This window comes from Pantoea alhagi, from assembly GCF_002101395.1.
GTDB classification, from domain to species: Bacteria; Pseudomonadota; Gammaproteobacteria; order Enterobacterales; family Enterobacteriaceae; genus Mixta; species Mixta alhagi.
This window is the reverse complement of record NZ_CP019706.1, coordinates 3,645,612-3,667,688: the sequence shown is the minus strand read 5'-3', so window position 1 is coordinate 3,667,688 and position 22,077 is coordinate 3,645,612. Positions and strand designations below refer to the sequence as shown.

General features: G+C 55.1%; 19 protein-coding genes. 7 read left to right on the top strand and 12 right to left on the bottom strand.

Translation table 11 applies throughout. From position 1 onward, the window contains the following. Nucleotides 1–162: 162 nt before the first annotated feature. Both B1H58_RS17320 and B1H58_RS17315 read right to left on the bottom strand, forming a co-directional pair. Complete coding sequence (locus tag B1H58_RS17320) at nucleotides 163–1,317, bottom strand: MFS transporter (RefSeq protein WP_085071700.1); 1,155 nt, start codon at nucleotides 1,315–1,317, stop codon at nucleotides 163–165. A 54-nt stretch (nucleotides 1,318–1,371) separates the two neighbouring features. After that, nucleotides 1,372–2,229, bottom strand: a complete 858-nt coding sequence (locus B1H58_RS17315) for a helix-turn-helix transcriptional regulator (protein WP_085071699.1) — start codon at nucleotides 2,227–2,229, stop codon at nucleotides 1,372–1,374. Nucleotides 2,230–2,345: 116 nt separating this feature from the next. On the opposite strand from B1H58_RS17315, the gene B1H58_RS17310 reads away from it, so the two are divergent. The 3 genes from B1H58_RS17310 to B1H58_RS17300 all read left to right on the top strand — a co-directional run bounded on the left by B1H58_RS17310 (nucleotide 2,346) and on the right by B1H58_RS17300 (nucleotide 5,806). Continuing rightward, nucleotides 2,346–3,767 carry an MFS transporter gene (locus tag B1H58_RS17310; protein ID WP_085071698.1) on the top strand — a complete coding sequence of 474 codons (1,422 nt, stop codon included), beginning with the start codon at nucleotides 2,346–2,348 and terminating at the stop codon, nucleotides 3,765–3,767. Nucleotides 3,768–4,062: 295 nt separating this feature from the next. Further along, nucleotides 4,063–4,383, top strand: coding sequence for a hypothetical protein (locus B1H58_RS17305; RefSeq protein ID WP_157130204.1), 321 nt, complete (start codon nucleotides 4,063–4,065; stop codon nucleotides 4,381–4,383). 241 nt (nucleotides 4,384–4,624) lie between these two features. After that, a complete protein-coding gene (locus B1H58_RS17300; protein WP_085071696.1) occupies nucleotides 4,625–5,806 on the top strand; it encodes a sugar transporter in 1,182 nt (393 codons plus the stop codon). A gap of 72 nt (nucleotides 5,807–5,878) precedes the next feature. On the opposite strand, the gene rhaM is transcribed toward B1H58_RS17300, so the two are convergent. From rhaM to rhaB, 4 genes are read right to left on the bottom strand one after another with little or no spacing between them, the layout of a single operon-like run. Beyond that, entirely contained in the window at nucleotides 5,879–6,193 is a 315-nt protein-coding gene (gene rhaM / locus B1H58_RS17295; protein WP_085071695.1) for an L-rhamnose mutarotase, read from the bottom strand. Continuing rightward, nucleotides 6,183–7,025: a rhamnulose-1-phosphate aldolase gene (gene rhaD, locus B1H58_RS17290; protein ID WP_085071694.1), complete on the bottom strand. Its 843-nt coding sequence runs from the start codon at nucleotides 7,023–7,025 to the stop codon at nucleotides 6,183–6,185. The genes rhaM and rhaD overlap by 11 nt, the downstream gene beginning before the upstream one ends. Nucleotides 7,026–7,036: 11 nt before the next feature. Next, nucleotides 7,037–8,293, bottom strand: coding sequence for an L-rhamnose isomerase (locus tag B1H58_RS17285; protein ID WP_085071693.1), 1,257 nt, complete (start codon nucleotides 8,291–8,293; stop codon nucleotides 7,037–7,039). Then, nucleotides 8,290–9,762 (bottom strand): rhamnulokinase, encoded by a 1,473-nt coding sequence (gene rhaB / locus B1H58_RS17280; RefSeq protein ID WP_085071692.1) that lies wholly within the window; start codon nucleotides 9,760–9,762, stop codon nucleotides 8,290–8,292. Before rhaB ends, B1H58_RS17285 begins: the two co-directional genes overlap by 4 nt. A 298-nt stretch (nucleotides 9,763–10,060) precedes the next feature. On the opposite strand from rhaB, the gene rhaS reads away from it, so the two are divergent. Further along, complete coding sequence (rhaS, locus tag B1H58_RS17275) at nucleotides 10,061–10,885, top strand: HTH-type transcriptional activator RhaS (RefSeq protein ID WP_085071691.1); 825 nt, start codon at nucleotides 10,061–10,063, stop codon at nucleotides 10,883–10,885. Nucleotides 10,886–10,897: 12 nt separating this feature from the next. Next, on the top strand, nucleotides 10,898–11,767 hold the full coding sequence (rhaR, locus tag B1H58_RS17270) for an HTH-type transcriptional activator RhaR (protein ID WP_085071690.1): 870 nt from the start codon (nucleotides 10,898–10,900) through the stop codon (nucleotides 11,765–11,767). Nucleotides 11,768–11,881: 114 nt separating this feature from the next. Here rhaR and rhaT read toward each other — a convergent pair whose 3' ends face one another. Then, on the bottom strand, nucleotides 11,882–12,916 hold the full coding sequence (gene rhaT / locus B1H58_RS17265) for an L-rhamnose/proton symporter RhaT (RefSeq protein WP_085071689.1): 1,035 nt from the start codon (nucleotides 12,914–12,916) through the stop codon (nucleotides 11,882–11,884). A 397-nt stretch (nucleotides 12,917–13,313) separates the two neighbouring features. Between rhaT and aldA the strand changes: the two genes are divergently transcribed. After that, complete coding sequence (gene aldA, locus B1H58_RS17260) at nucleotides 13,314–14,750, top strand: aldehyde dehydrogenase (protein WP_085071688.1); 1,437 nt, start codon at nucleotides 13,314–13,316, stop codon at nucleotides 14,748–14,750. 139 nt (nucleotides 14,751–14,889) lie between these two features. Here the strand turns inward: aldA and B1H58_RS17255 are convergent, their stop codons facing one another. The 5 genes from B1H58_RS17255 to B1H58_RS17235 form a co-directional block, all read right to left on the bottom strand. Continuing rightward, nucleotides 14,890–15,813, bottom strand: coding sequence for a LacI family DNA-binding transcriptional regulator (locus B1H58_RS17255; RefSeq protein WP_085071687.1), 924 nt, complete (start codon nucleotides 15,811–15,813; stop codon nucleotides 14,890–14,892). Between the two features lie 20 nt (nucleotides 15,814–15,833). Continuing rightward, nucleotides 15,834–17,228 (bottom strand): glycoside hydrolase family 1 protein, encoded by a 1,395-nt coding sequence (locus B1H58_RS17250; protein WP_085071686.1) that lies wholly within the window; start codon nucleotides 17,226–17,228, stop codon nucleotides 15,834–15,836. Nucleotides 17,229–17,239: 11 nt separating this feature from the next. Further along, the gene (locus tag B1H58_RS17245) at nucleotides 17,240–18,568 is read right to left on the bottom strand and encodes a PTS sugar transporter subunit IIC (protein WP_085071685.1); all 1,329 of its coding nucleotides are present in this window, start codon (nucleotides 18,566–18,568) and stop codon (nucleotides 17,240–17,242) included. Continuing rightward, nucleotides 18,568–18,888, bottom strand: coding sequence for a PTS sugar transporter subunit IIB (locus B1H58_RS17240; protein ID WP_085071684.1), 321 nt, complete (start codon nucleotides 18,886–18,888; stop codon nucleotides 18,568–18,570). Before B1H58_RS17240 ends, B1H58_RS17245 begins: the two co-directional genes overlap by 1 nt. Nucleotides 18,889–19,138: 250 nt before the next feature. After that, nucleotides 19,139–20,725, bottom strand: coding sequence for an ABC transporter substrate-binding protein (locus B1H58_RS17235; RefSeq protein WP_085071683.1), 1,587 nt, complete (start codon nucleotides 20,723–20,725; stop codon nucleotides 19,139–19,141). Between the two features lie 124 nt (nucleotides 20,726–20,849). Between B1H58_RS17235 and pepT the strand changes: the two genes are divergently transcribed. Further along, complete coding sequence (gene pepT / locus B1H58_RS17230; RefSeq protein ID WP_085071682.1) at nucleotides 20,850–22,076, top strand: peptidase T; 1,227 nt, start codon at nucleotides 20,850–20,852, stop codon at nucleotides 22,074–22,076. Nucleotide 22,077: the final 1 nt, after the last annotated feature.

The following is a 22,077-nucleotide window of genomic DNA, read 5'->3' as shown; positions in this document are numbered from 1 at the left end:
TTCTTTTTGGCACCGCGGCTGTGAAGAATCATACAAAATAATATAACAAACACAGTTGCCTTTATGAAGCCAGCTGCGGACGCAAGGCACATAATCACAATTATTCGCTGCTTTTTTGCTGTGAAAAGCGGGCCACGCGGGTTGCGCCCTGCTGCCCTGCCGTTACGATTTCTCAGGCATTGCCCGCTGCTGCGGCAGCCGCATTTTTAGCAGTAAGGTAAACAATACATTGATCAGCGCCAGCGCGCACAGCAGCAGCAAGGTAGCCTGCGCACCAAAGTGTTGAAAAACCCAGCCACCAATTAAAGGCGTTAGCGCCTGACCAATCAGTGCTGGCCGCGCCATCCGCCCGGCAACAATGGCATACTCTTCCGGTTTTACCAGCGCTAGCGGCAGGGTGCCGCGCACAATCGCCCGAAGACCGTTGCCCGCCCCGTAAAGCAGCATGCCGGGCATCGCAAGATGGGGAAACAACAATAGAATAAGCAGCCCCAGCGCGACCAGCCCCACTGAAAACAGCGTGGTCCAGAGCGGATGACCGCGCCGGAATGCCATATCCACCACGCGCGAAGCCACCTGACACGGCCCCAGAATGGCGCTTAACGCCAGCGCGGCAGCCAGCGTATAGCCCTGGCTCTGCAATAACGTAATCAGCTGTACCGAAATGGCGGTCATGATCACCGACGCCAGGGTAAAGATGGCGCACAGCAGCCAGAAGAGATCCTGCGCTATCGTCTCCTGCTTGCCTGATGTCGTGTTACTGACCAGGCTGATTTTGCGACCGCCTCCGGCCGGTAAAGAGAACAGACAGGCCGGAAGGACGCTAACCACCAATAATGCTGCATAAGCAAAACAGGCATGCCGCCATCCCAGCCATTCAATAAGCAAAGCGCAAAACGGCCATACCAGTGTGGTACAAAAGCCGGAAATGAGCGTAATGCTGGTAATAGCACGGCGTGCCATTCCACCATACAGCGTGCCTAGCGTGGCAAACAGCGCATCATACAGCCCCATTGCCATACCCACGCCGATAATGGTCCAGGCCAGCAGAAAAAGCCACAGCGAGTGACTCAGTCCGACCAGTACCAGACCCGCAGCCAGTACGCCGCCGCTGGCGGCAAGCATAGTACGACCGCCGGTGCGAGCAATGATACGGCCGCATAAGGGTGCCAGCATGCCGGAGACCAGAATTGCCAGCGACAGCGCACCGTAAATCCATTGCTGCGACCAGCCTGTCTCCCGGCTTACTGGCGCGGCCAGCACCGCCATAACATAGAAAGATCCGCCCCATGCGATGATCTGTGCCATGCCTAACATAACGATGCCGGCCAAACCGGGATAAGCGATCTTCTGTTGCAATCCGTTGTTCTCTTAGTTCGTGGTGATGATCTTCAGCGCCGCCGCGCTGGCCTCATCGTCAGGAATATAAACCAGCAGACGATCGCCGTTGCGCGGTGCCGACCACCAGTTATTCTGCCGCAGCGCCAGCCTGCCGGCCTGCGGATGAGAAAAATATTTCACCCGGTTTTCAATGCTGCGTAGCTCATAGCGTTGCCAGGTGTCGCGAAATTCGGCTGAGCTGGTTAGCAGCCGTTCCAGAAAATCTTCCCAGTGCGGATCGCCCAGGTGCTCGCCCATTTGTGCCCGAAACATTGCCACCATATGCGGCATCACCTCTTCCCAGTCGGCGACAGCGCTGCGCCAGCCAGCATGGTTAAACGCCAGCCACATACAGTTGCGTTGCTCTTGTGGCAGGGTTTCCACATCAACATTCATCAGGCGCGCCCAGGCCTGATTGTGCCCCATAATATCAAAGCGCTGGTTTTGCACCACGGCGGGCAGCGGATTCAGGCTGTCCAGCATAATGCGCGTATGGGCCGACAATTTGGCGCAGGCTTTAGCAGCCTGAGACGCCGGATACACCTGCCCGGCAAGGCGAAACAGATGCTGCGTTTCCGCTTCGTTACACTGTAACGCTGCCGCGATGGCGGAAAGGGTTTTAGCTGAAGCTTTAATCTCTCTGCCCTGCTCCAGCCAGGTGTACCAGGTTACACCGACATCAGCCAACTGCGCCACCTCTTCCCGACGCAGGCCCGGCGTACGGCGATGGCGCATACGCGGCAGGCCAAGCCGCACCGGATCGAGACTTTCACGCCGGCTCCGCAAAAAGTCGCCTAACAGGCGGCTGCCCGATTTTTCCGGCGTTTCCGCACGGCTTGCGTTTGGCATTTTCTCTTCTCCCTGCTCAGGCTGGTAGCATTAATACCATGATAAGCAAAAACTGGTACCCGTTTAATCAATGGTTGATGCTAAGCCCCACCTGTAACAAAAACAAGAGAAGCGTTATGAACACGACAACGTTAAGAAAAGCCGGCCTGATGGTTTTGCTCGCCGGTCAGCTGCTGCCAATGATTGATTTCTCCATTGTTAACGTTGCGCTGGATGCGATGGCCGCCAGCCTGCACGCAACCGCCATTGAGCTGGCATTGATTGTCGCGATTTATGGCATCGCCTTTGCCGTTTGTCTGGCGATGGGTAGCCGCCTGGGCGATAACTTTGGCCGCCGTCGCCTGTTTATCAGCGGCGTTTGGCTATTTGCTCTGGCCTCGCTGCTGTGTGGCCTGGCAAACAATGTTAATACGCTGCTGCTGGCGCGCGCGCTTCAGGGCATTGGCGCAGCGCTGGTGGTGCCGCAAATTCTGGCCACGCTGCACGTTACACTGCAGGGACGCGAGCATGCGCGGGCGATTGGTCTGTATGGAGGCATTGGCGGGCTGGCCTTTATTATCGGTCAGGTGCTGGGTGGCTTTTTGATCGGCGCAAATATTGCCGGTTACGGCTGGCGCAGCGTATTTTTGATCAACCTGCCGGTTTGCCTGCTGATCTTATTGACCGCACGGCGTTTTATCCCTGAAACCCGCAATGCTCAGCCGTTGCCGATCGATAAAGCCGGAACGCTGCTGCTGGCGGGCGCAACCGGCAGTTTGATGGTGGCGCTGGCGCTCGGGCCGGTGCTGCACTGGTCATGGCCGTGCCTGTTGCTGTTGATGCTGTTCCCGCTGCTGCTGATACAGCTGTGGCGAACAGAAATCGCGCTGGAGAAGCGTGGCGGCGCGCCGTTGCTGCCCCCGGTGCTGTTGCGCTTGCCCAGTATGCGTTTCGGCATCAGCCTGGCAGTGCTGTTTTTTAGCTGCTGGAGCGGTTTTATGTTTGCGGTCGCACTCACGCTGCAGTCAGGCATTGGTATGAGCGCTTTCTCATCCGGCAACGCTTTTATTGCTTTAGGCGCGACCTACTTTATCGTTTCCATCAGTTCGACGCGGATTGTGGAAAAGCTGGGTAAACGCCATACCCTGCTGCTGGGCTGCGTTATACAGATGAGCGGCTTATTGTTATTAATGGCAACCTTTTACTACGGCTGGGCAACGGTAAATATCTTCACCCTGATACCCGCAACAGCGATTATTGGCGGTGGTCAGGCGCTTATTGTCAGCACGTTTTACCGTATTGGCATGGCTGACGTCCCTACAGATTATGCCGGAGCCGGTAGTGCTACCCTGTCAACGGTGCAACAGGCTGCATTTGGTATGGGCCCTATGGCGCTGGGCTCGCTGTTTACGCAAATGTTGCAGCAGGGAGATTATCAACAGGCGGTGCTGGCTACGCTGGCAGCGGAATGGCTGCTGATGTTGGTTCTGGTGCTGCGCACCTTAGGTTCAAAACGCACCTTTGTCGCTTCCTGTCAGACAGCCAGAACCACCAGATAGTACCAGGATGGATTATCCGGTCTTTTATTATTATTGATCGGATAATCGCTAATGAAATATTAACAAAAAGCAACCACTCATAAATATTGAAAAATATTAACAGGTGTCATTCAATTAATTTGACGTTAATACTCTTCACATAAAAATTACCGTCTCACTTTTCTTTTTACTACCCATCCAGTTACGCTCAATAAAATTAACATCCTGTTTATTAAAGACTTTTTATAAATACAAAAACGCCTGTCGCTATTTTTTTAGCATCCTGCCAACGCTGTTTTTGTTTTTACTGGGCTTTTTGAAAAAACGCACTATATTAAATAACCATGTTGCAAAATATTTCATCAACAGAGAGCGCATCATGGGGAAGTTTTATTACGTTAATATCAAGGCAGGCTCGTCAGGTATTTATCGGGTTCATTCCGCCCACTGTGCTTCGCTCGCGCCTGAAAACGATCGCTTTTTCTTAGGCACTTTCTATGCGCCGCTTGATGCGATTAAGCAGGCAAAAAAGTATTACGCCCGCGCTGAAGGATGCAAAAACTGCTGCCCTCTGCCAAAAAAGAAAAAACAATCCCATAAAAATCATACATCTATTACTTCACTCTCTTCCTGCTAACATTGCAGATTACACACATAGCGTCAGGCTCTGGTGCCACTGAATCCCTTCAGATTGCCAGAGTCGAATGTCCTGCCGCCGCGCCCTTTCAGGTCAGACGGACGTTTGTAAGGATATTTTTTTATCGCACTGTTTCACTCTTGCTATAAATCGACCACAATAGTGATTAAATGTGATGTAAATCACCTTTTGGTGATGAAATCATCAATTCTGTTAACACGTCTGGCATCCATTTATTCCTATGCAAACATCTGTTTCCCGTAAAACGGCCTGGCTACGCGTTGTTCTACTGGCTGTCGCAGCTTTTATATTCAACACCACCGAATTTGTGCCGGTGGGTCTGCTTTCTGATATCGCCGCGTCATTTTCCATGGAAACGCCTGAAGTAGGCATTATGTTGACCATCTATGCCTGGGTAGTGGCATTGATGTCGCTCCCGCTTATGCTGGCGACACGCAATATAGAGCGCCGTCTGTTACTGACTGTACTTTTCCTGCTGTTTACCCTGAGCCATATCCTGTCGCTGCTGGCCTGGAGTTTCCCGGTACTGGTACTGTCACGCATTGGTATTGCACTGGCACACGCTATCTTCTGGTCGATTACCGCCTCGCTGGCGATCCGCGTTGCCCCTGCCGGCAAGAAGACCCAGGCGCTCAGCATGCTGGCTACCGGCACCGCACTGGCGATGGTGTTGGGCGTGCCGATTGGACGCATTATCGGCCAGTATCTTGGCTGGCGTATTACCTTCGGTATGATCGGCGCGTCGGCGTTGGTACTGATGTTGATGTTGATCAAGCTGCTGCCGAAGCTGCCAAGTGAGCATACCGGCTCGCTCAGTAGCGTGCCGATGCTGTTCAGACGTCCGGCGCTGGTCGGCATGTATCTGCTGGTTACGCTGGTGGTCACCGCACATTATACCGCTTACAGCTATATCGAACCCTTTATGCAGGTGATTGCCTCACAGGGGGAAAACTTTACCACTTTCCTGCTGTTGATTTTTGGCACGGCGGGCATTGTTGGCAGCATTATCTTTAGCCTGCTGGGCAACAGATTCCCTTCCGCACTACTGCTGAGCGCCATCGGACTGATTACATTGTGCATGGGGCTGTTGCTGTTCGCAGCGGTTCATCCGGTTGCGGTTTCCGTGCTCTGTGTGGTCTGGGGGATGGGCATGATGACCATTGGCCTGGCGATGCAGGTACGCGTGCTGTCGCTGGCTCCTGACGCTACCGATGTGGCGATGTCGCTTTTTTCCGGCATCTATAACATCGGCATAGGCGCAGGTGCGCTGTTAGGTAATCAGGTCAGCCTGCATTTCAAAATGGCAGATGTCGGCAATGTCGGCGCTATCCTTGGCCTGCTGGCGCTGTTCTGGTGCATCTTTATTTTCCGGCGCTATCCTCAGCTGCGCAGCAACGGTTAAATAAATTAAGGGGCCATTCGGCCCCTTAATTATTACGCTCGTTTAACGTCGTGCGAGGTTTTAACCTGCCCGCTACTCCAGATAAAATACGGGCTTCAGCGGCTGGCTTACCGGACTATTATCTGCATTTGAGGGCATAAGCTCACGCATCGATGCCCACCAGCGCTGGCAGATTTCAGTCTGCGCTATCGCTTCCCAGCGTTCTTCCGATTCAATTTCTACACAGGCAAACAAAAGGCTGCGCTGCTCATCCAGATAAATGCTGTAGTGATGCGCCCCATGCGCCTTTAGCGTCTGCTCCAGCTCAGGCCAGACAGGCGAATGGCGCTGCTGATAGGTTTCATGGCAGTCCGGATAAACCTGCATCACAAAGGCTTTACGCAACATGGGCCGGTCCCGTATCCAGTGCGGCCTGCCAGGGATTAACGTTAAAGCGTTTACCCAGCGCCACCAGTTGTTCAGTGGTAATGCTCTGGCGCAGGCCCCCCATAGAGATAACCTTTACCAGCACTTCTGACGATTTCTCAGCAGTATCGATCAGGCCGAAGGTTTCATCCAGCGTCGGCCCTGCGCCGAAAATACCGTGAAAAGGCCACATCACCAGGCTGTGCGACTGCATCTGTTTAGCGGTGGCATCGCCTATTTCATCGGTGCCCGGCACCATCCAGGGCACAATGCCAACGCCATCCGGGAAAACCACCAGACATTCAGTGCTGCCTTCCCACAGGAGGCGGGTAAAGCGCGCCGGATCCAGCTCCACAACATAGCTCAGCGCCATAAAGTTGGTGGCATGGCAGTGCATAATCACCCGATCGGCACCGTTGGTAAGCTGCTTGCGCACGCTGTGCGACTGGAAATGAGAGGCCAGCTCGGAAGTTGGCACGCCACCGTTCACCAGCCCCCAGTGAATTTTACAGGAGAGGCCTTTATCATCCACCTGCAGCAGCGCCAGAGAGTCAGCAGGATCGAGCTGCACGTTGCGAAAAAACTTGCCGGAACCGGTCACGATAAACCAGTCATTGGCCAGCCCCGGTGCCGCCCGGCTCAGTTCAATGCAGCGTGGTTCAGCCACGAAATCGTGCTGGAATGCGGCTACCTCTTCCGGCAGCAGGCGCAGGGTGATATTACCGCCGTTGCGCTCATCCCAGCCTTTTAACCACATGTCACTGGTGGCTTTTACCATTCCCTGAACAAACCAGGAAGAAAGAATCGATTGCATAAGTATCATCCTTACCGTTGACTGAGGATCTGCTCTTCATAATCGCGCACGTTGCGCAGCCAGCCAGCATCCACCGGCACACCGTGGCGCAGACAGTAACTTTCCCATACCGCCTGCCACGGCAGTGATTTTTGCTCTTCCAGCAACGCCAGGCGTGCCGTGTAATCACCGGCAGCTTCAATGGCGCGTAGCTTCCCGGTTGGCTCCAGCAGCGCACGCAGCAGCGCTTTTTTGGCATTACGCGTCCCGATAACCCAGGCGGCGATGCGGTTGATCGAGGCATCAAAAAAATCGAGGCCGATGTGCACCTTATCGAACAGCTTCTGACGCACAATTTCATGCGCTATCGCCTGGGTTTCATCATCCAGCAGCACCACATGATCGCTGTCCCAGCGCACCGGGCGGCTGACGTGCAGCAACAGACGCGGCACATAGAGCATAACGGTGGAGATTTTGTCGGAGATCATTTCGGTAGGATGGAAATGGCCAGCGTCCAGCGTCAGCGCGGTCTGGCGACTGGTGGCGTAGCCCAGGTAAAACTCATTAGAGCCCACGGTATAGCTCTCTGCCCCGATGCCGAACAGCTTGCTCTCGACAGCATCGATATGATGGGCCGGATTCAGCTTTTCGCTCAGCACCTCATCCAGCGCCTGCATCAGCCGCTGACGCGGAGCCAGACGATCCACGGTTACATCTTTCATGCCGTCCGGCACCCAGATATTCATCACCGAGGGCGTACCCAGCTGTTCGCCGAACCAGGCGGAAACGTTGCGGCTTGCTTTGCAGTGATCGATCCAGAACTGACGAATGCGCTCATCCGCATGCGATAGCGTAAAGCCGTCAGCGCTCAGCGGATGGGAGAAACAGGTTGGGTTGAAGTCCAGTCCCAGCTGACGCTCTTTCGCCCAGCTCACCCAGTTTGCGAAGTGCTGCGGTTCGATCTCATTACGCTCCACCGGCCCGTCGCTTTCCAGATAAATAGCGTGCAGGTTAAAGCGTTTTGGGCCGGGGATCAGCCCCAGTGCCACATCAACATCCGCCCGCAACTCAGAGGCGTTACGCGCACGGCCCGGATAGTTACCGGTGGCCTGAATACCGCCGGTCAGCGCGCCCTGCGGATTTTCAAAACCGCGTACGTCGTCCCCCTGCCAGCAATGCATGGATACCGGGATGGTATCCAGCTGCTCCATTGCGGCTTCGACATCGACGCCGTTATCAGCATAGCGCTGTTTCGCCAGTTCAAAAGCCTGTTCTGTAAGCCTGGTCATAAGCATAGTTCCTTACGCGGTTGTTTCAGCGCCTGAAAACGCGACCAGCCGTCGGTTAGCGCGCTGTCTGAGAGAGGTTGAATAAGATGAGAAGGAAAATTCTGAGCAACGCAGCGGCGGAAGGCGTTAACATCCGCCATTTCGCCGTGAGCAATCAGCTGGCTGCCGATGTTGCCCAGCGTTGAGGCCTCAACAGGGCCAACGCTTATCGGCAACTGGCAGGCATTGGCGCAGAGCTGATTTAACAACGGATTCTGGCTGCCGCCGCCCACAATATGCAGACGGGTAAAAGCGGTGCCGCGCAGCGCGGCCAGCTCCTCGCTGACCTGCCGATAGAGCAGCGCCAGACTATCGAAAATGCAGCGCGCCAGCGCTACCGGACTGTGCGGTACCGGCATCGCCTGCTCTACGCAGGCATCCTGAATTTCCCGCACCATACTGGCCGGATTGATAAAGCGCGCATCGTTAGCGTCGATAATCGACAAACAGGCGGGATAATGCGCGGCCTCATCAATCAGCGCACAAAGATTGTCGATTTGCAGTTCATCGCAGACGCGCTGCAGCAGCCAGAGCCCCATAATGTTTTTCAGAACGCGATAGCGCCCCTCCGCGCCGCCCTCATTGGTGATATTGGCCTCCAGCGCGGCGTGGTCATTGAACGGCGTGCGGCTTTCAAAACCCAGCAGCGACCAGGTGCCTGAACAAAGATAGGCTTCATCGCTGCGGGTGAGCGGCGTCGCCAGCACGGCGCTGGCGGTATCGTGTGTGGCGACGGCGATCACCGGGATACGTGCACCGCTGCGGCTCTGCCATTCCCCTACCGGCATACCGGGCTGCTGCGGCTTGCCAAACCACCCGGCGCGCGCGCCAGCCCAGTTCAGCAGCGTGCTGTCCCACTCGCCGGTAGCCAGATTCAGCAATTGCGTGGTGCTGGCATTGGTATATTCCCAGTTCAGCTGACCGGTCAAACGGTACTGCAGATAATCGGGGATCATCAGGGCGTGCGCGACGCGATCCCGCAGTTCAGGATGCGCCTGGTTGAAGGCGCGCAGCTGATAAAGCGTATTAAAAGGCAGGAACTGGATGCCGGTATGCTGCCAGATAACATCCCGGCCGAGTTCGCGCTGTGCCTGTGCCATTAGGCCGTGAGTCCGTTTATCGCGATAGGAAACCGGCAGGCCGACGCGTTCGCCTGCCTGGTCGAGCATGATCATATCCACGCCCCAGGTATCGATGCCGATACTGTCCGGCACCACGCCGCTCGCCAGCAGCTGCTCCAGTCCTGCGCGGATCGACTGCTCCAGCGCGTCGATATCCCAACAGTCATACCCGTCAATCTGACAACGTTGATTCGCGAAGCGGCTAACCTGCTCCAGCGTAAGCGCCTGCGTTTCCGGCTGGTAGCGCGCCAGCATAATACGGCCGCTGGAGGCGCCGAGATCGATGGCAACAAAATTGCGGTGCGTCATAAGATTCGCTTCCTGATGAAACATGCTCACCAGTGTAAAAAGCGGTGAATTTCGCACCTTGCTGCCAGTGCCAATGTTTTAATCCGCCTGGCAGGGGCGTAAAGAAGGACGTGAAGCAGCTCACAGATCTGTTTTTCCCTGTTGCCGCAACATGATGTGACCCTTGCCGCAATTCTGAAGATTTCCAGCTGTTTCTTGAAAAATTAACCGGTTAACCCTGTTTTGCGGTGCAAAATTCAAGGTAAGTTAAGCGCGCGCTGGCTAGTATCGGTCACACAGAGGTCAACGAGGACGCACCATGACCGTATTACATAGCGCCGATTTTTTTCCAGATGGCGATCTGCCGGTCGCGATTGAACCCCGGGCCCCGCAGAGCGTGTTTCCTGAACATCATCATGATTTTCATGAAATCGTGCTGGTGGAACAGGGTGCCGGCATTCATATCTTTAACGGCCAGCCCCAGTCGCTGTGCGGTGGCTGCGTCTGTTTTGTTCGCGATCACGATCGTCATCTTTATGAGCAAACGGAAAATTTGTTTCTGACCAATGTACTGTGGCGCGGTCCGCAGGCATTTCGCTTTCTGACCGGGCTGGAGGATTTACTGCCGCAGGAGTGCGATGGCCGTTACCCTTCCCACTGGCGCATCAGTAACCGGGTGATGGCACAGGCAAAAACGCTGGTAGCGCAGCTGCAGGAGCCTGACGGCAGCGATGCCATAGAGCAGCGTGTGCAACAGGAACTCACCTTTATGCAGCTGCTGGTTTTGCTGCGTCAGGGTTGCCGGGAACAGGAGAGCGATGCGCAGGAGGCTCGTCTGTTACGCCTGCTTGACTGGCTAAACGAACACTACAGTGAAGATATTGACTGGGATGCGCTGGCCGATCGCTTTTCACTTTCGCTGCGCACACTGCATCGCCAGCTTAAACAGCAAACCGGCAGCACGCCGCAGCGTTACCTTAACCGGCTGCGCCTTTTACAGGCGCGTCATCTGCTGCGCCACAGCGAAATGCGGATTACCGATATTGCATTTCAGTGCGGCTTTGGCGACAGCAATCACTTTTCGACCCTGTTTCGCCGTGAATTTGGCTGCGCCCCACGCGCCGAGCGACAACAGATGTGGTAACAGGAGAACAGCATGGGGTTAATTCTGGCGAAGGCGGACTATTTTCCCTCTGAAGCGATGCCGGTGTCGGTAGCCGACCGGGCGCCGCAGCCCTCTTTTCCGCCCCATCGTCATGAATTCAGCGAAATTGTCATCGTCTGGCGCGGTAACGGTCTGCATGTGCTTAACGATCGTCCCTGGCTGGTGACCTGCGGCGATCTGTTCTATATCCAGCACAGCGATTGCCACAGCTATGAGTCGGTAAACGATCTGGTGCTGGATAATATCCTCTATTGCCCGGAACGCTTTCGGCTCGGGCTGGACTGGAGCCAGCTGCTGCCGCTGGATGACGCGGACTATCGCGCCCACTGGCGCTTAACCACGCGCGGCATGGCGCTGGCGCGCGGCGTGATTGTACAGCTGGAGCAGGAGAGCCGTAAAACCGATCTGCTCTCGATGCAGCTGGCGGAGGCGCTGTTCCTGCAGCTGGCGCTTATTTTGCGGCGACATCGCTACGTGGCCGAACGCGCTGGCGAACTGCCGGAAGGCGAGCAGCTCGATCTGCTGATGTCTGCCATTCAGGCCAGCACTGCCCGCCCCTTCGATCTTGCCGCTTTTTGTCAGCATAACCGGCTCAGCGAACGCGCCCTGAAGCAGCTGTTTCGCCAGCAAACGGGCATGACCATTGGTCATTATCTGCGTCAGCTGCAGCTCTGCCAGGCTAAATATCTGCTGCGTAATACCGATCTGCTGATTGGTGAAGTGGCGTTCCGCTGCGGCTTTGATGACAGCAACTACTTTTCCGCCGTTTTTACCCGCGAAACCGGGTTTACTCCCAGCGCCTGGCGTCAGCGTTTTGAGCGCACCAGCAAACCACAGCCGCTGCCGGAACAGCAAAAATAGTCCGGCTTTGCTTTTAACGCCGCTGTGCAAATGCTTTCGCCGCTCTCCCTGATAACACCCCAAATCCTGCAAGCGCTCAGGAGAGCCTGCCGTGCTGCCAGGCTCTCTTGCCTGTTAGCCCGCCATTCCCATCCCGACGACGTTTGCCGCCAGAATAATGACCAGGCAACCTACAGAGAGTACGCGAACCGGACGACGCCCTACCGCATGCCACTCTTTCATCAGCAGCCCGACAATGCCGCCGCACAGCACATACAGGCTCATATGCAGCATCCAGCTGACAAAGTCATACTGCGCCGGAATGTTGGCGTGACCCCAGGCATAAAAAAAGAACTGCAAATACCACATCAGGCCGCCCAGCATGGCAAAGGCAATATTCGCCCCCAGCAGCGGCTTCGCCAGCGAGAAATCGGCTTTTAGCGACAGCGACGGCTTTACCGCCAGACGTACAAAGCACCAGGCCAGGTTTACCAGCGCTCCGCCCCCCATGATCACCACGTAGCTAGGCAAAGCGACGTAGAGGGGATTGATGCCGGCAGCGGCGGCGGCCTCATGCATCGGTTTCGCCGCATCCATCGCGAATGACATACCGGCGGAAAAAATCCCGCACAGCACCGCCAGCACCAGCCCCTTTTTCAGGTTGAACTCTTCCGCGTTGATACCCAGCGCGCGCTCTTTCAGGAAACCGGCACGGGAAACAATAATCACGCCAATCAGCGCAATCAGGACGCCCAGCAGCGTCATCCGTCCACCGGCGGAGCTGAACAGCACCATAAAACGCCCCTGCAAAAGCGGCGTCATCAACGTCCCGACCACCAGCGTAATGCCGATGGCGATACCAATTCCCATCGACATACCGAGATAGCGCATGGTTAGCCCGTAGTTAACGTTGCCTATTCCCCACATGGCGCCAAACAAAAATACCGGCAGCAGCTGCGCGGCGCTGAACTGTTGAAAATAGCCCCAGAAATCAGGCAACAGCACCGCGCTGACCGCCCAGGGCAGAACTAACCAGGACATCAGGCCGCCCACTGACCACATGGTTTCCCATGACCAGTGTCGGACACGCTTAAAAGGGGCATAGAAACAGGCGGCGCTGGCGGCACCGACCAGATGCCAGAGAATGCCGGCAAGGATTGCGTTGTTCATCGTTATTCCTTAGTAAGGTTGAGGCCAGCAGGAGAAGACTCTCCCGGTTACCGCGAGTCTAAAGAGTTCATTTCCTCACCAGCCTTTCGCTGACTGCCCGCCTGTGTCCCCTTGTGGCAAAAATCAGCAGGTGGCCGCGATGACGATCACAAATCCATTACAATCGCGCTGTTGTGTCCATTACAGCCACTGCAGCGCTAACTTCTTGCTTCAAAAGATTAATTTCAGGTTATGCCAGCCTCATCAGGTTAATCCCTGTATTTTTGCCAGTTCCTTAAGCGCAATGGCATTCAGCGGAAGGTCAAATCTCTGCGTCCAGGTCAAGGTGGCAAAATTAAACAATTCCATATCTTTTTATTAACCATAAAAAGCAGAATTGATAACGGAGAGCGGATGCATGGCAACTATTCAAAAACAAATGTATATCGACGGTGAATTTCAGTCTCATCAGGGTGCCTGGATTGAGGTGATCAATCCGGCAACGGAAGCGGTGATTGCTCAGGTGCCGGAAGGTAGCCGCGAAGATGCGCAGCGCGCTATCGATGCGGCTGAAGCGGCACAGCCGCAGTGGGAAGCGTTGCCGGCGGTGGAGCGTGGCGTCTGGCTGCATAAAATCGCCGCCGCCATCCGTCAGCGTGAACCGGAGCTGACCGCAACGATTGTTGCCGAAGGGGGAAAAACCCAGGGCCTGGCGCAAACCGAAGTGCTGTTTACCGCTGACTATCTTGACTATATGGCGGAGTGGGCACGCCGTTATGAGGGCGAAATTGTGCAAAGCGATCGCCCTGATGAAAATATTTTCGTCTTTAAAAAGGCGATTGGCGTGACGACCGGCATTTTGCCGTGGAACTTTCCTTTCTTTCTGATTGCGCGTAAAGCAGCGCCAGCGCTGATCACCGGCAATACCATTGTGCTCAAGCCCAGCGAGGTTACCCCGCTCAACGCGGTGATATTCGCTGAGATCGTGCAGCAGGTGGGGTTGCCTAAAGGGGTGCTTAATATTGTTTTTGGCTACGGTCCGGTAGTGGGCCAGGAGCTGGCCGCCAGTCCAAAGGTAGGCATGGTCAGCCTTACCGGCAGCGTCAATGCCGGAATTCAGACCATGACGGCGGCGGCGCGAAATGTGACTAAGGTGTCGCTGGAGCTGGGCGGTAAAGCGCCAGCGATTGTGATGGACGATGCCGATCTCGATCTGGCGGTAAAAGCGATTGTCAGTTCACGCATCATCAACTCCGGCCAGGTCTGTAACTGCGCCGAGCGCGTTTACGTACAGGAAGGCATCTATGATGCCTTTATGGCGCGTCTGACCACGGCCTTCAGCAAGATAACCTGGGGTAATCCGGCAGAACAGCAAGATGTGGATATGGGGCCGCTGATCAGTGCCGCTGCCCTGCAGCGCGTAGAAGAAAAAGTGGCGTATGCGCTGAAACAGGGCGCTCAGCTCATTACCGGCGGGAAGCGCGCTGGCGAGACCGGCTATTTCTTCCAGCCCACGATCCTGAGCGGTGTTAAACAGGATATGGCGATTATGCAGGAGGAGATCTTCGGCCCGGTCCTGCCGGTTACCACTTTCCGCACGCTGGACGAGGCGATTGCGCTGGCTAACGACAGCGAATATGGCCTGACCTCCTCGCTCTATACGCAAAACCTTAATACCGCGATGATCGCCCTGCGCCGGTTGAAATTTGGCGAAACCTATATTAACCGGGAAAATTTTGAGGCGATGCAGGGTTTTCATGCGGGCTGGCGTAAGTCAGGGATCGGCGGTGCCGATGGCCGTCATGGACTGGAAGAATATCTGCAAACCCACGTAGCCTATTTGCAGTTTAAATAAGCGGATAAGCGAGCGGCGTGGCGCTATTCACGCTACTCGCCTTATTCTGCCGGGGTCGCGCGCTCTGTCAGGCCGGGCTGCCAGTGAGTGACGTTGTCACACGGAGGAAGTGACAACGTCACAGCACGAAACTCATCTCTCAGGGTGCAATCAGGCTGCCACGCAACGGAGGAAAACAGGCCTGCTCCCCGCTGATCAACTGTAACGCCCGCTGCGCCAGCATATCCAGCGGCCACGCCATTTGTGGCATTTCTGGCGCGCCGACCACCGGCACCGCGCCGTCGAGGCTGAATACCATCACATCCTGCGGCACCTGACGCTGATAGCGACGCAGCAGCGCAATCGCCTCACGGCTTTTGATATAGTCGGTCACCAGTAAGGCATCAAATGCAGTATGACGATTGATAAGGGTTTGCAGCGCAACGCTGACCGATTCTTCCTGGCCGCAGATAAGCTGACGGTTATAAGGCAGCGCGACGCTCTCCAGCGCATCGCAATAGCCTGCCAGTACCTGTCCTGCCGCCTCACCGTGGCTAAAGTTAAACAGCACGATTTTGCGCCGCTGCTGGCTGAAAAGGTAGTGACAGGCGGTCAGGCTGGCGAACTGGTAGTCAATGGCCAGCTGTGGCCCTTCCCCGCCATCGAGACAATCAATCAGCACCGCCTGCTTCGCTTCATCCGGCAGCGCAAAGCGCGCCCCCACCACCATCACCGCATCGCAGCGCCCGGATCCCAGCTCTTCCATCGCAACCGCAACCGCTGGCGCGCTGTTGGCAAAGCGCAGCAGCAGATGTTTACTCTCCTGGCTCAGCGCCTTTTCCAGCGCCTGCAGATAGCCGGTAGCCTGCTGCACATGTTCAGTTGCGCAGATCACGCCGATGCAGTGGGTTTTCTGATAGCTTAAGGATTGCGCAATGACGTTCGGTTTATAATTCAGCTTCTCAACGGCGCGCAGCACGGCGTCGCGGCTCTCCTCCTTAACGCCGCGACTGCCGCTGAGCACCCGGGAAACGGTGGCTTTTGATACTTTTGCCAGGCGTGAAACATCGTTAATACTCGCCATAAGGGTGCTTATCTCTCCGCTCAATCACTGTGTTGCGTAAACCCATGCTCGCTGGCTACGCGCGCAAACCACTCACCGCTTTTTTTCACGCGGCGCTGCTGACTGTCAAGATCGAGCTGCACAAAACCATACCGGTTTTTATAGGCGTTGCTCCATGACCAGTTATCGATAAAGGTCCACATATGATAACCCAGACAGTGCGATCCCTCCTGCAATGCCCGATGCAGCCAGATTAAATGTTCGCGCACAAAGTCGATGCGATAGTCATCCTGAATCTGTCCCTGCTGCTCAAAGCGCTGCTCATCCTCAACGCCCATGCCGTTTTCAGAAATAAAACAGCGCGGGTTACCGTAATGCTCACGCAGATTGCTGAGAATGTCATAAATACCCTTTTCGTAGATTTCCCAACCGCGATAGGGATTCATCTTGCGCCCCGGCATCGCATAATGATCGAAAAACCACTCCGGCATAAACGGACTCTGTGGGTTAACCAGCGAATCGCGGCATTTCACCCGACGCGGCTGATAGTAGTTGATACCCAGTAAATCAACCCGCCCTTCCGCCAGCAGCGCCCGATCGCCGGGCTGGCTGGCAGGTAATTGCTGATGCTCTTCCAGCAGCGCAACCAGCTCTGCCGGATAGCGGCCCAGCAGCGCCGGATCGAGAAAACTGCGGTTAAAAAAGAGATCGGCGATATGCGCCGCCTGTTGGTCAGCCGGATGCGATGAGCGTGGATAAGAGGGCGTCAGGTTAAGGATTATGCCAATCTCGCCCGGATATTGCCCTTCGCGGAACAACTGCACCGCGCGCGCGTGCGCCAGCATAGTATGATAGGCCACCGTCGCCGCCCGCCGAAAATCCACTACGCCAGGGTAATGGAAATCATACAGATAGCCGCCTTCCACCGGCACAATCGGCTCATTAAAGGTGAACCAGTGTTTCACCCGATCGCCAAACAGATGGAAGCAGGTTTGTGCGTATTGCGCATAAGCCTCAACCACTTCGCGATTTTCCCAGCCGCCTGCCTGCTGCATCACCATCGGCATATCAAAATGGAACAGATTGATAAAGGGCGTGATGCCCTGGCTTAACATCTCGTCAATGATTTGATTATAAAAGCGCACCGCCTCGGGGTTAACCGCGCCGCGCCCGTCCGGGATCAGGCGTGACCAGGCAATCGAAGTACGAAAAGTGTTGTGCCGCAACTGTTTCAACAAGGCAATATCTTCACGCCAGTGCTGATAAAAAGTTGAAGTCTGTGCTGGCCCCACCTGTCGATGAAAACGGGTCGGCGCTTCATCAAACCAGCGATCCCAGATGGTTTCACTTTTGCCAAAGTTCAGGCTTTCGCCTTCAGATTGTGGCGCGCTGCTGGCGCTGCCCCACCAAAAGTCTGCGGGAAACTGATAGTGCATAATGGTGATCCTTATGGGGTTTGCAATCCGGCGCCGGACGCCGCTGCGCTTTGACTGGCCTCTGCTTCCTGCTGTAACAGACTACGCTCCCACGCCTTAACAAACGGCAGATAGATCAGAGCGGAAAGTGCCATACAGAACAGACACATTATTACCGGACTAAACGCCCAGTTTGCCGCCCAGGAAGCGCCAATCGGCGCAGGCGTCGTCCAGGGCGCCATTGAAACCACCTGCGCCACCCAGCCCAGTTTGGTGGCGGTCCAGGCAAATACGGCATTGATCATCGGCACCAGAATAAATGGCAGAAAAAAGAGCGGGTTCATGATAATCGGCATGCCGAACAGAATCGGTTCATTGATATTAAAGAAGCTTGGCACGATGCCCATTTTGCCAATGGTACGCAGGTGCGCTGCCCGGCTTCGTAGCAGCAGAAACGCCAGCGGCAGCGTGGAGCCGACGCCGCCAATCAACAGATAGAAATCCCAGAAGCCCATCAGGTAGGTGTGCGGCAGAGCCTGCCCCGCTTCCAGCGCCGCCTGGTTGGCGGCCAGGTTGGTAAGCCAGAAGGGATTCATAATGCCGGTGACAATCAGCGCGCCGTGGATACCGGCAAACCAGAGGATCTGGCAAATCAGCACCGAAAGCAGCACCGCCGGCAGGGAATCGGAGGCAGAAACCAGCGGCTGCAACAGATGCATAATCGCCTGTGGAATGATCATGCCGCTCCAGGAGGCCACCAGCAAATTAAGCGGATGCAGCGTGGCGACAATCACGATCACCGGAATCAAAATTTCAAACGAGCGCGCAACCCCGGTCGACACCTCTTTCGGCAGGCGAATAGTGATATTTTTCCGCTTCAGCAGCGCATAAATTTCGCTGGTATAGATAGCGGTAAGGATGGCGGTAAAGATCCCCTGGCCGGAGAAATAGTCGGTGGCGATTTTACCATCCTGATAAGGCGCGGCCACCAGCAAAAACCCCATAAAGGCCAGTAGACCGGTCATTACCGGATCGAGCTTGTAGTGTCGTCCCAGGCTGGCGCCAATGCCAACCGAGATAAAAAAGGTCATCACGCCCATGCTGAGATAGTACGGCAGCATCAACTGGTCGCGATAGCGCAGCGAGAAATCGAGCCAGCCGCGCGCAAAGCCCCACTGACTGTCAGCGGCAAAGGGCGGAAAAATAAATACCAGCATAAAGGAGCCGATTATCATAAACGGCAGCGCAGAGACAAAGCCGTCACGGATAGCCACAACATGACGCTGCTGACCGACAGCACCGGCCAGCGGCGTAATCTTGCGCTCGATGATATTAATTAAGCCCTGATAAAGTGATGTCATTATGCCACCCCTTTCTGCTCAATCAGCTGTAGCGCATAATCCAGTACTTTATCACCGCGCATCGTGCCGTAATCCATCATGTTGATGGTGGCAACCGGGATGCCTTCGCTGACGGTTTTCGCCGCCAGGCTTTCCTGCATATATTTTACCTGCGGTCCCAGCAGCACCACGTCATAACAGGCAAAACGTTCATCAAACTCGGTGGCGCTGAAGGCGGCGATTTCCGCTTCCAGCCCACGATTTGCGACTTCATCCTGCATTTTCTTTACCAGCATGCTGGTAGACATTCCGGCGGAACAGCAAAGCATAATTTTATACATGATCCTGGCCTTCTCACGGTTTCGACCTGGCTATAGGAAACAAAGTGGAAACCGGTTTCCATAGCGGGCGTATTATTTTGCGAGAGAGTTCATGAATTAGGTCTGGAAAAAAGAACAGGCTGTGAGTTTGTTCACGATTATTAATGTAACAATGGCCGTTTCCTGCGTAATAAATCTGTTTCAGAAGCGATACAGCAAAGCGCGGGTCAGCCCCGGCGCTTTACCTGAGTCAGTTTGCAACGGCCAGCGTTTAGTTTTTAAGATCGACCTGATAAAAGATATGTTTGCCAAAAGGATCGATTTGATAGCCGATGACTTCCTTACGTACCGGTTCAAACAGGGTGGAATGAGCGATCATCACCGCTGGCGCCTGATCATGCATCACCTGCTGCGCCTGCTGATAAAGCTGAATACGCTTGTTGTGATCCTGCTCGGTGCGCGCCTGGTTAATCAGTTTTTCAAACGGTTGATAGCACCATTTTGCCGAGTTGGAGCCGCCATTGGCGGCGGTGCAACTAAACAGCGGACTGAAGAAATTATCCGGATCGCCGGTAGCGGTAGTCCACCCCATCAGCGCCGCCTGATGTTCGCCGTTTTTTACCCGCTTGAGATATTCGCCCCACTCATAGCTGACAATGCGCGCCTTGATGCCCACTTTGGCCCAGTCGGACTGGATCATCTCCGCCATGCGCCGTGCGTTGGGATTGTAAGGACGCTGCACCGGCATCGCCCAGAGATCGATAACGGTGCCCGGCTTAATGCCCGCCTGGGCCAGCAGCTGCTGCGCCTGCTGAGGATCCCAGGCATAATCCTTCAGCGCACTGTCGGCACTCCAGACATCAGGCGGCAGCAGATTTTTGGCAACGCTGCCGGTACCATGAAAAATCGCCTCGATAATCGCCGGTTTATTGATCGCCATGGTTAATGCCTGACGCACTTTGACATTATCCAGCGGCGGTTTTTGCGTGTTAAACGCGAGGAAACCGGTATTCAGCCCTGACTTTTTCATCAGCACCAGATCCGGGTTTTCCTGCATGCGCGGCAGATCGGCTGGGTTAGGAAACGGCATCACCTGACATTCGTTCTTTTCCAGCTTGGCATAGCGCACCGAAGCATCCGGCGTAATGGTAAACACCAGCCGATCCAGTTTCGCTTTGCCCTGCCAGTATTCCGGGAAAGCCTTATAGAGAATGCGCGAATCCTTTTGATACTGCAGTAACTGGAAGGGGCCGGTGCCAACAGGATCTCTGTCGACGCGCTCTGGCGTGCCCGCCTTCAACATTTTATCTGCGTATTCGGCGGAATGGATTGAGGCGAAATACCATGCCAGATCGGCCAGAAACGGCGCTTCAGCATGTGCCAGGGTAAAGCGCACCGTATGATCGTCTACTTTTTCAATCTTCTTGATCAGGGTGCCAAATTCCAGGCTTTCGAAGTTGGCATAGGTGCCGCCAGAGACGTTGTGGTAAGGATTTTTACTATCCATCTGGCGCATAAAGGAAAAAATTACGTCATCAGCATTGAATGTGCGCGTCGGCTTAAAATATTTATTGCTGTGAAAGTGAACGTCCTGCCGCAGATGAAAGGTATAAACCGTGCCGTCAGGGCTGATATCCCAGCGTTGCGCCAGGCTCGGCTCCAGTTCAGTGGTGCCGGTTTTAAACTCTACCAGTCGGTTAAAGAGGGGAACCGCGCTGGCGTCAACGCTGGTGCCGGAGGTGTAAAGCTGGGGGTTAAAGTTTTCTGGCGATCCTTCTGCACAATAAACCAGCGTTTTCGCCGCTGCCGCCGTGCTGAACAGCATCATGAGCGCTACGCCCGTTACCGTTTTTTTCATCTCGGTCCTCGCTTTTAGTTGACTTAATCCGCTGGCAATGTGTAAAACAATTTAACATCTGGTTAATAAATAACATGTTTCCCCCTTTCGCAGAACACTTAATAACCATGGATAAGGAAGCGCTATGAATCACAGGCTGGCTCGTCAGTTAACCGATCGCTTTTACCGCTATCTTGCTGTCAGCAGCCAGAGCAATAGCGCCGCACAAACGTTGCCCAGCACGCCGGAGCAGCATCAGATGGCGTGTCTGCTGGCGGCAGAGCTGGAGTCGCTTGGTCTGCAGCAGGTCATCATTGATGAGCATGCAACGGTAACCGCCGTAAAGCCCGGTAACCGGACCGGTGCGCCACGCATCGGCTTTATTACCCATATTGATACCGTTGATGTCGGCCTGTCGCCGCATATTCATCCGCAGACGCTGCGCTTTACCGGTGAGGATCTCTGTCTGAATGCGCAGCAGGATATCTGGCTGCGCGTCAGCGAACATCCGGAAATCCTGCCCTACCGCGACCAGGAGATTATTTTCAGCGACGGCACCAGCGTACTGGGCGCAGACAATAAAGCAGCGGTGAGTGTGGTGATGACGCTGATGGAAAACCTTAACGGCGATCATGGCGACATCGTGGTGGCCTTTGTGCCGGATGAAGAGATAGGCCTGCGCGGCGCAAAAGCGCTGGATCTGGAAACGCGCTTTAACGTTGATTTCGCCTGGACTATCGACTGCTGTGAGCTGGGTGAAGTGGTTTATGAGAATTTTAACGGTGCGGCGGCGGAGATTGTGTTTACCGGCGTTCCGGCGCATCCGATGTCGGCAAAAGGGGTACTGGTGAATCCATTGCTGATGGCGCACGACTTTATCGCCCGTTTCGATCGCCAACAGACGCCGGAGCATACCGCCGGTCGCGAAGGCTATATCTGGTTTAACGAAATCAACGCCAACGCCAGCGAGGCACGGCTAAGAGCCTCAATTCGTGATTTCGATTTAGCCAGCTTTAATCAGCGCAAGCAACAGATCCACGACGTGGCGCAGCAGATTGCCGCACGTTATCCCACCGGCAAGGTTGCGGTGACGATCAACGACATTTACAGCAATATCAGCAATGCCATTGGCGACGATCGTCGTGCTATCGATCTGATTTTTACCGCACTGGCGGAGCTGGAGATTGAGCCGAAAGTGGTGCCGATGCGCGGCGGTACCGACGGCGCAGCCCTGTCGGCAAAAGGTTTGCTAACGCCTAACTTTTTTACCGGCGCGCATAACTTCCACTCGCGGTTTGAGTTCCTGCCGGTTCCCTCGTTTGTAAAATCCTATCTGGTAGCAGAAAAGCTCTGCTATCTGGCGGCGCGATAAA

Excerpts from the sequence above, each read along its gene's own strand:
- B1H58_RS17320 (WP_085071700.1), bottom strand. The coding sequence starts at position 1,317 with ATGTTAGGCATGGCACAGATCATCGCATGGGGCGGATCTTTCTATGTT.
- B1H58_RS17315 (WP_085071699.1), bottom strand. The coding sequence starts at position 2,229 with ATGCCAAACGCAAGCCGTGCGGAAACGCCGGAAAAATCGGGCAGCCGC.
- B1H58_RS17310 (WP_085071698.1), top strand. The coding sequence starts at position 2,346 with ATGAACACGACAACGTTAAGAAAAGCCGGCCTGATGGTTTTGCTCGCC.
- B1H58_RS17300 (WP_085071696.1), top strand. The coding sequence starts at position 4,625 with ATGCAAACATCTGTTTCCCGTAAAACGGCCTGGCTACGCGTTGTTCTA.
- rhaM (WP_085071695.1), bottom strand. The coding sequence starts at position 6,193 with ATGTTGCGTAAAGCCTTTGTGATGCAGGTTTATCCGGACTGCCATGAA.
- rhaD (WP_085071694.1), bottom strand. The coding sequence starts at position 7,025 with ATGCAATCGATTCTTTCTTCCTGGTTTGTTCAGGGAATGGTAAAAGCC.
- B1H58_RS17285 (WP_085071693.1), bottom strand. The coding sequence starts at position 8,293 with ATGACCAGGCTTACAGAACAGGCTTTTGAACTGGCGAAACAGCGCTAT.
- rhaB (WP_085071692.1), bottom strand. The coding sequence starts at position 9,762 with ATGACGCACCGCAATTTTGTTGCCATCGATCTCGGCGCCTCCAGCGGC.
- rhaS (WP_085071691.1), top strand. The coding sequence starts at position 10,061 with ATGACCGTATTACATAGCGCCGATTTTTTTCCAGATGGCGATCTGCCG.
- rhaR (WP_085071690.1), top strand. The coding sequence starts at position 10,898 with ATGGGGTTAATTCTGGCGAAGGCGGACTATTTTCCCTCTGAAGCGATG.
- rhaT (WP_085071689.1), bottom strand. The coding sequence starts at position 12,916 with ATGAACAACGCAATCCTTGCCGGCATTCTCTGGCATCTGGTCGGTGCC.
- aldA (WP_085071688.1), top strand. The coding sequence starts at position 13,314 with ATGGCAACTATTCAAAAACAAATGTATATCGACGGTGAATTTCAGTCT.
- B1H58_RS17255 (WP_085071687.1), bottom strand. The coding sequence starts at position 15,813 with ATGGCGAGTATTAACGATGTTTCACGCCTGGCAAAAGTATCAAAAGCC.
- B1H58_RS17250 (WP_085071686.1), bottom strand. The coding sequence starts at position 17,228 with ATGCACTATCAGTTTCCCGCAGACTTTTGGTGGGGCAGCGCCAGCAGC.
- B1H58_RS17245 (WP_085071685.1), bottom strand. The coding sequence starts at position 18,568 with ATGACATCACTTTATCAGGGCTTAATTAATATCATCGAGCGCAAGATT.
- B1H58_RS17240 (WP_085071684.1), bottom strand. The coding sequence starts at position 18,888 with ATGTATAAAATTATGCTTTGCTGTTCCGCCGGAATGTCTACCAGCATG.
- B1H58_RS17235 (WP_085071683.1), bottom strand. The coding sequence starts at position 20,725 with ATGAAAAAAACGGTAACGGGCGTAGCGCTCATGATGCTGTTCAGCACG.
- pepT (WP_085071682.1), top strand. The coding sequence starts at position 20,850 with ATGAATCACAGGCTGGCTCGTCAGTTAACCGATCGCTTTTACCGCTAT.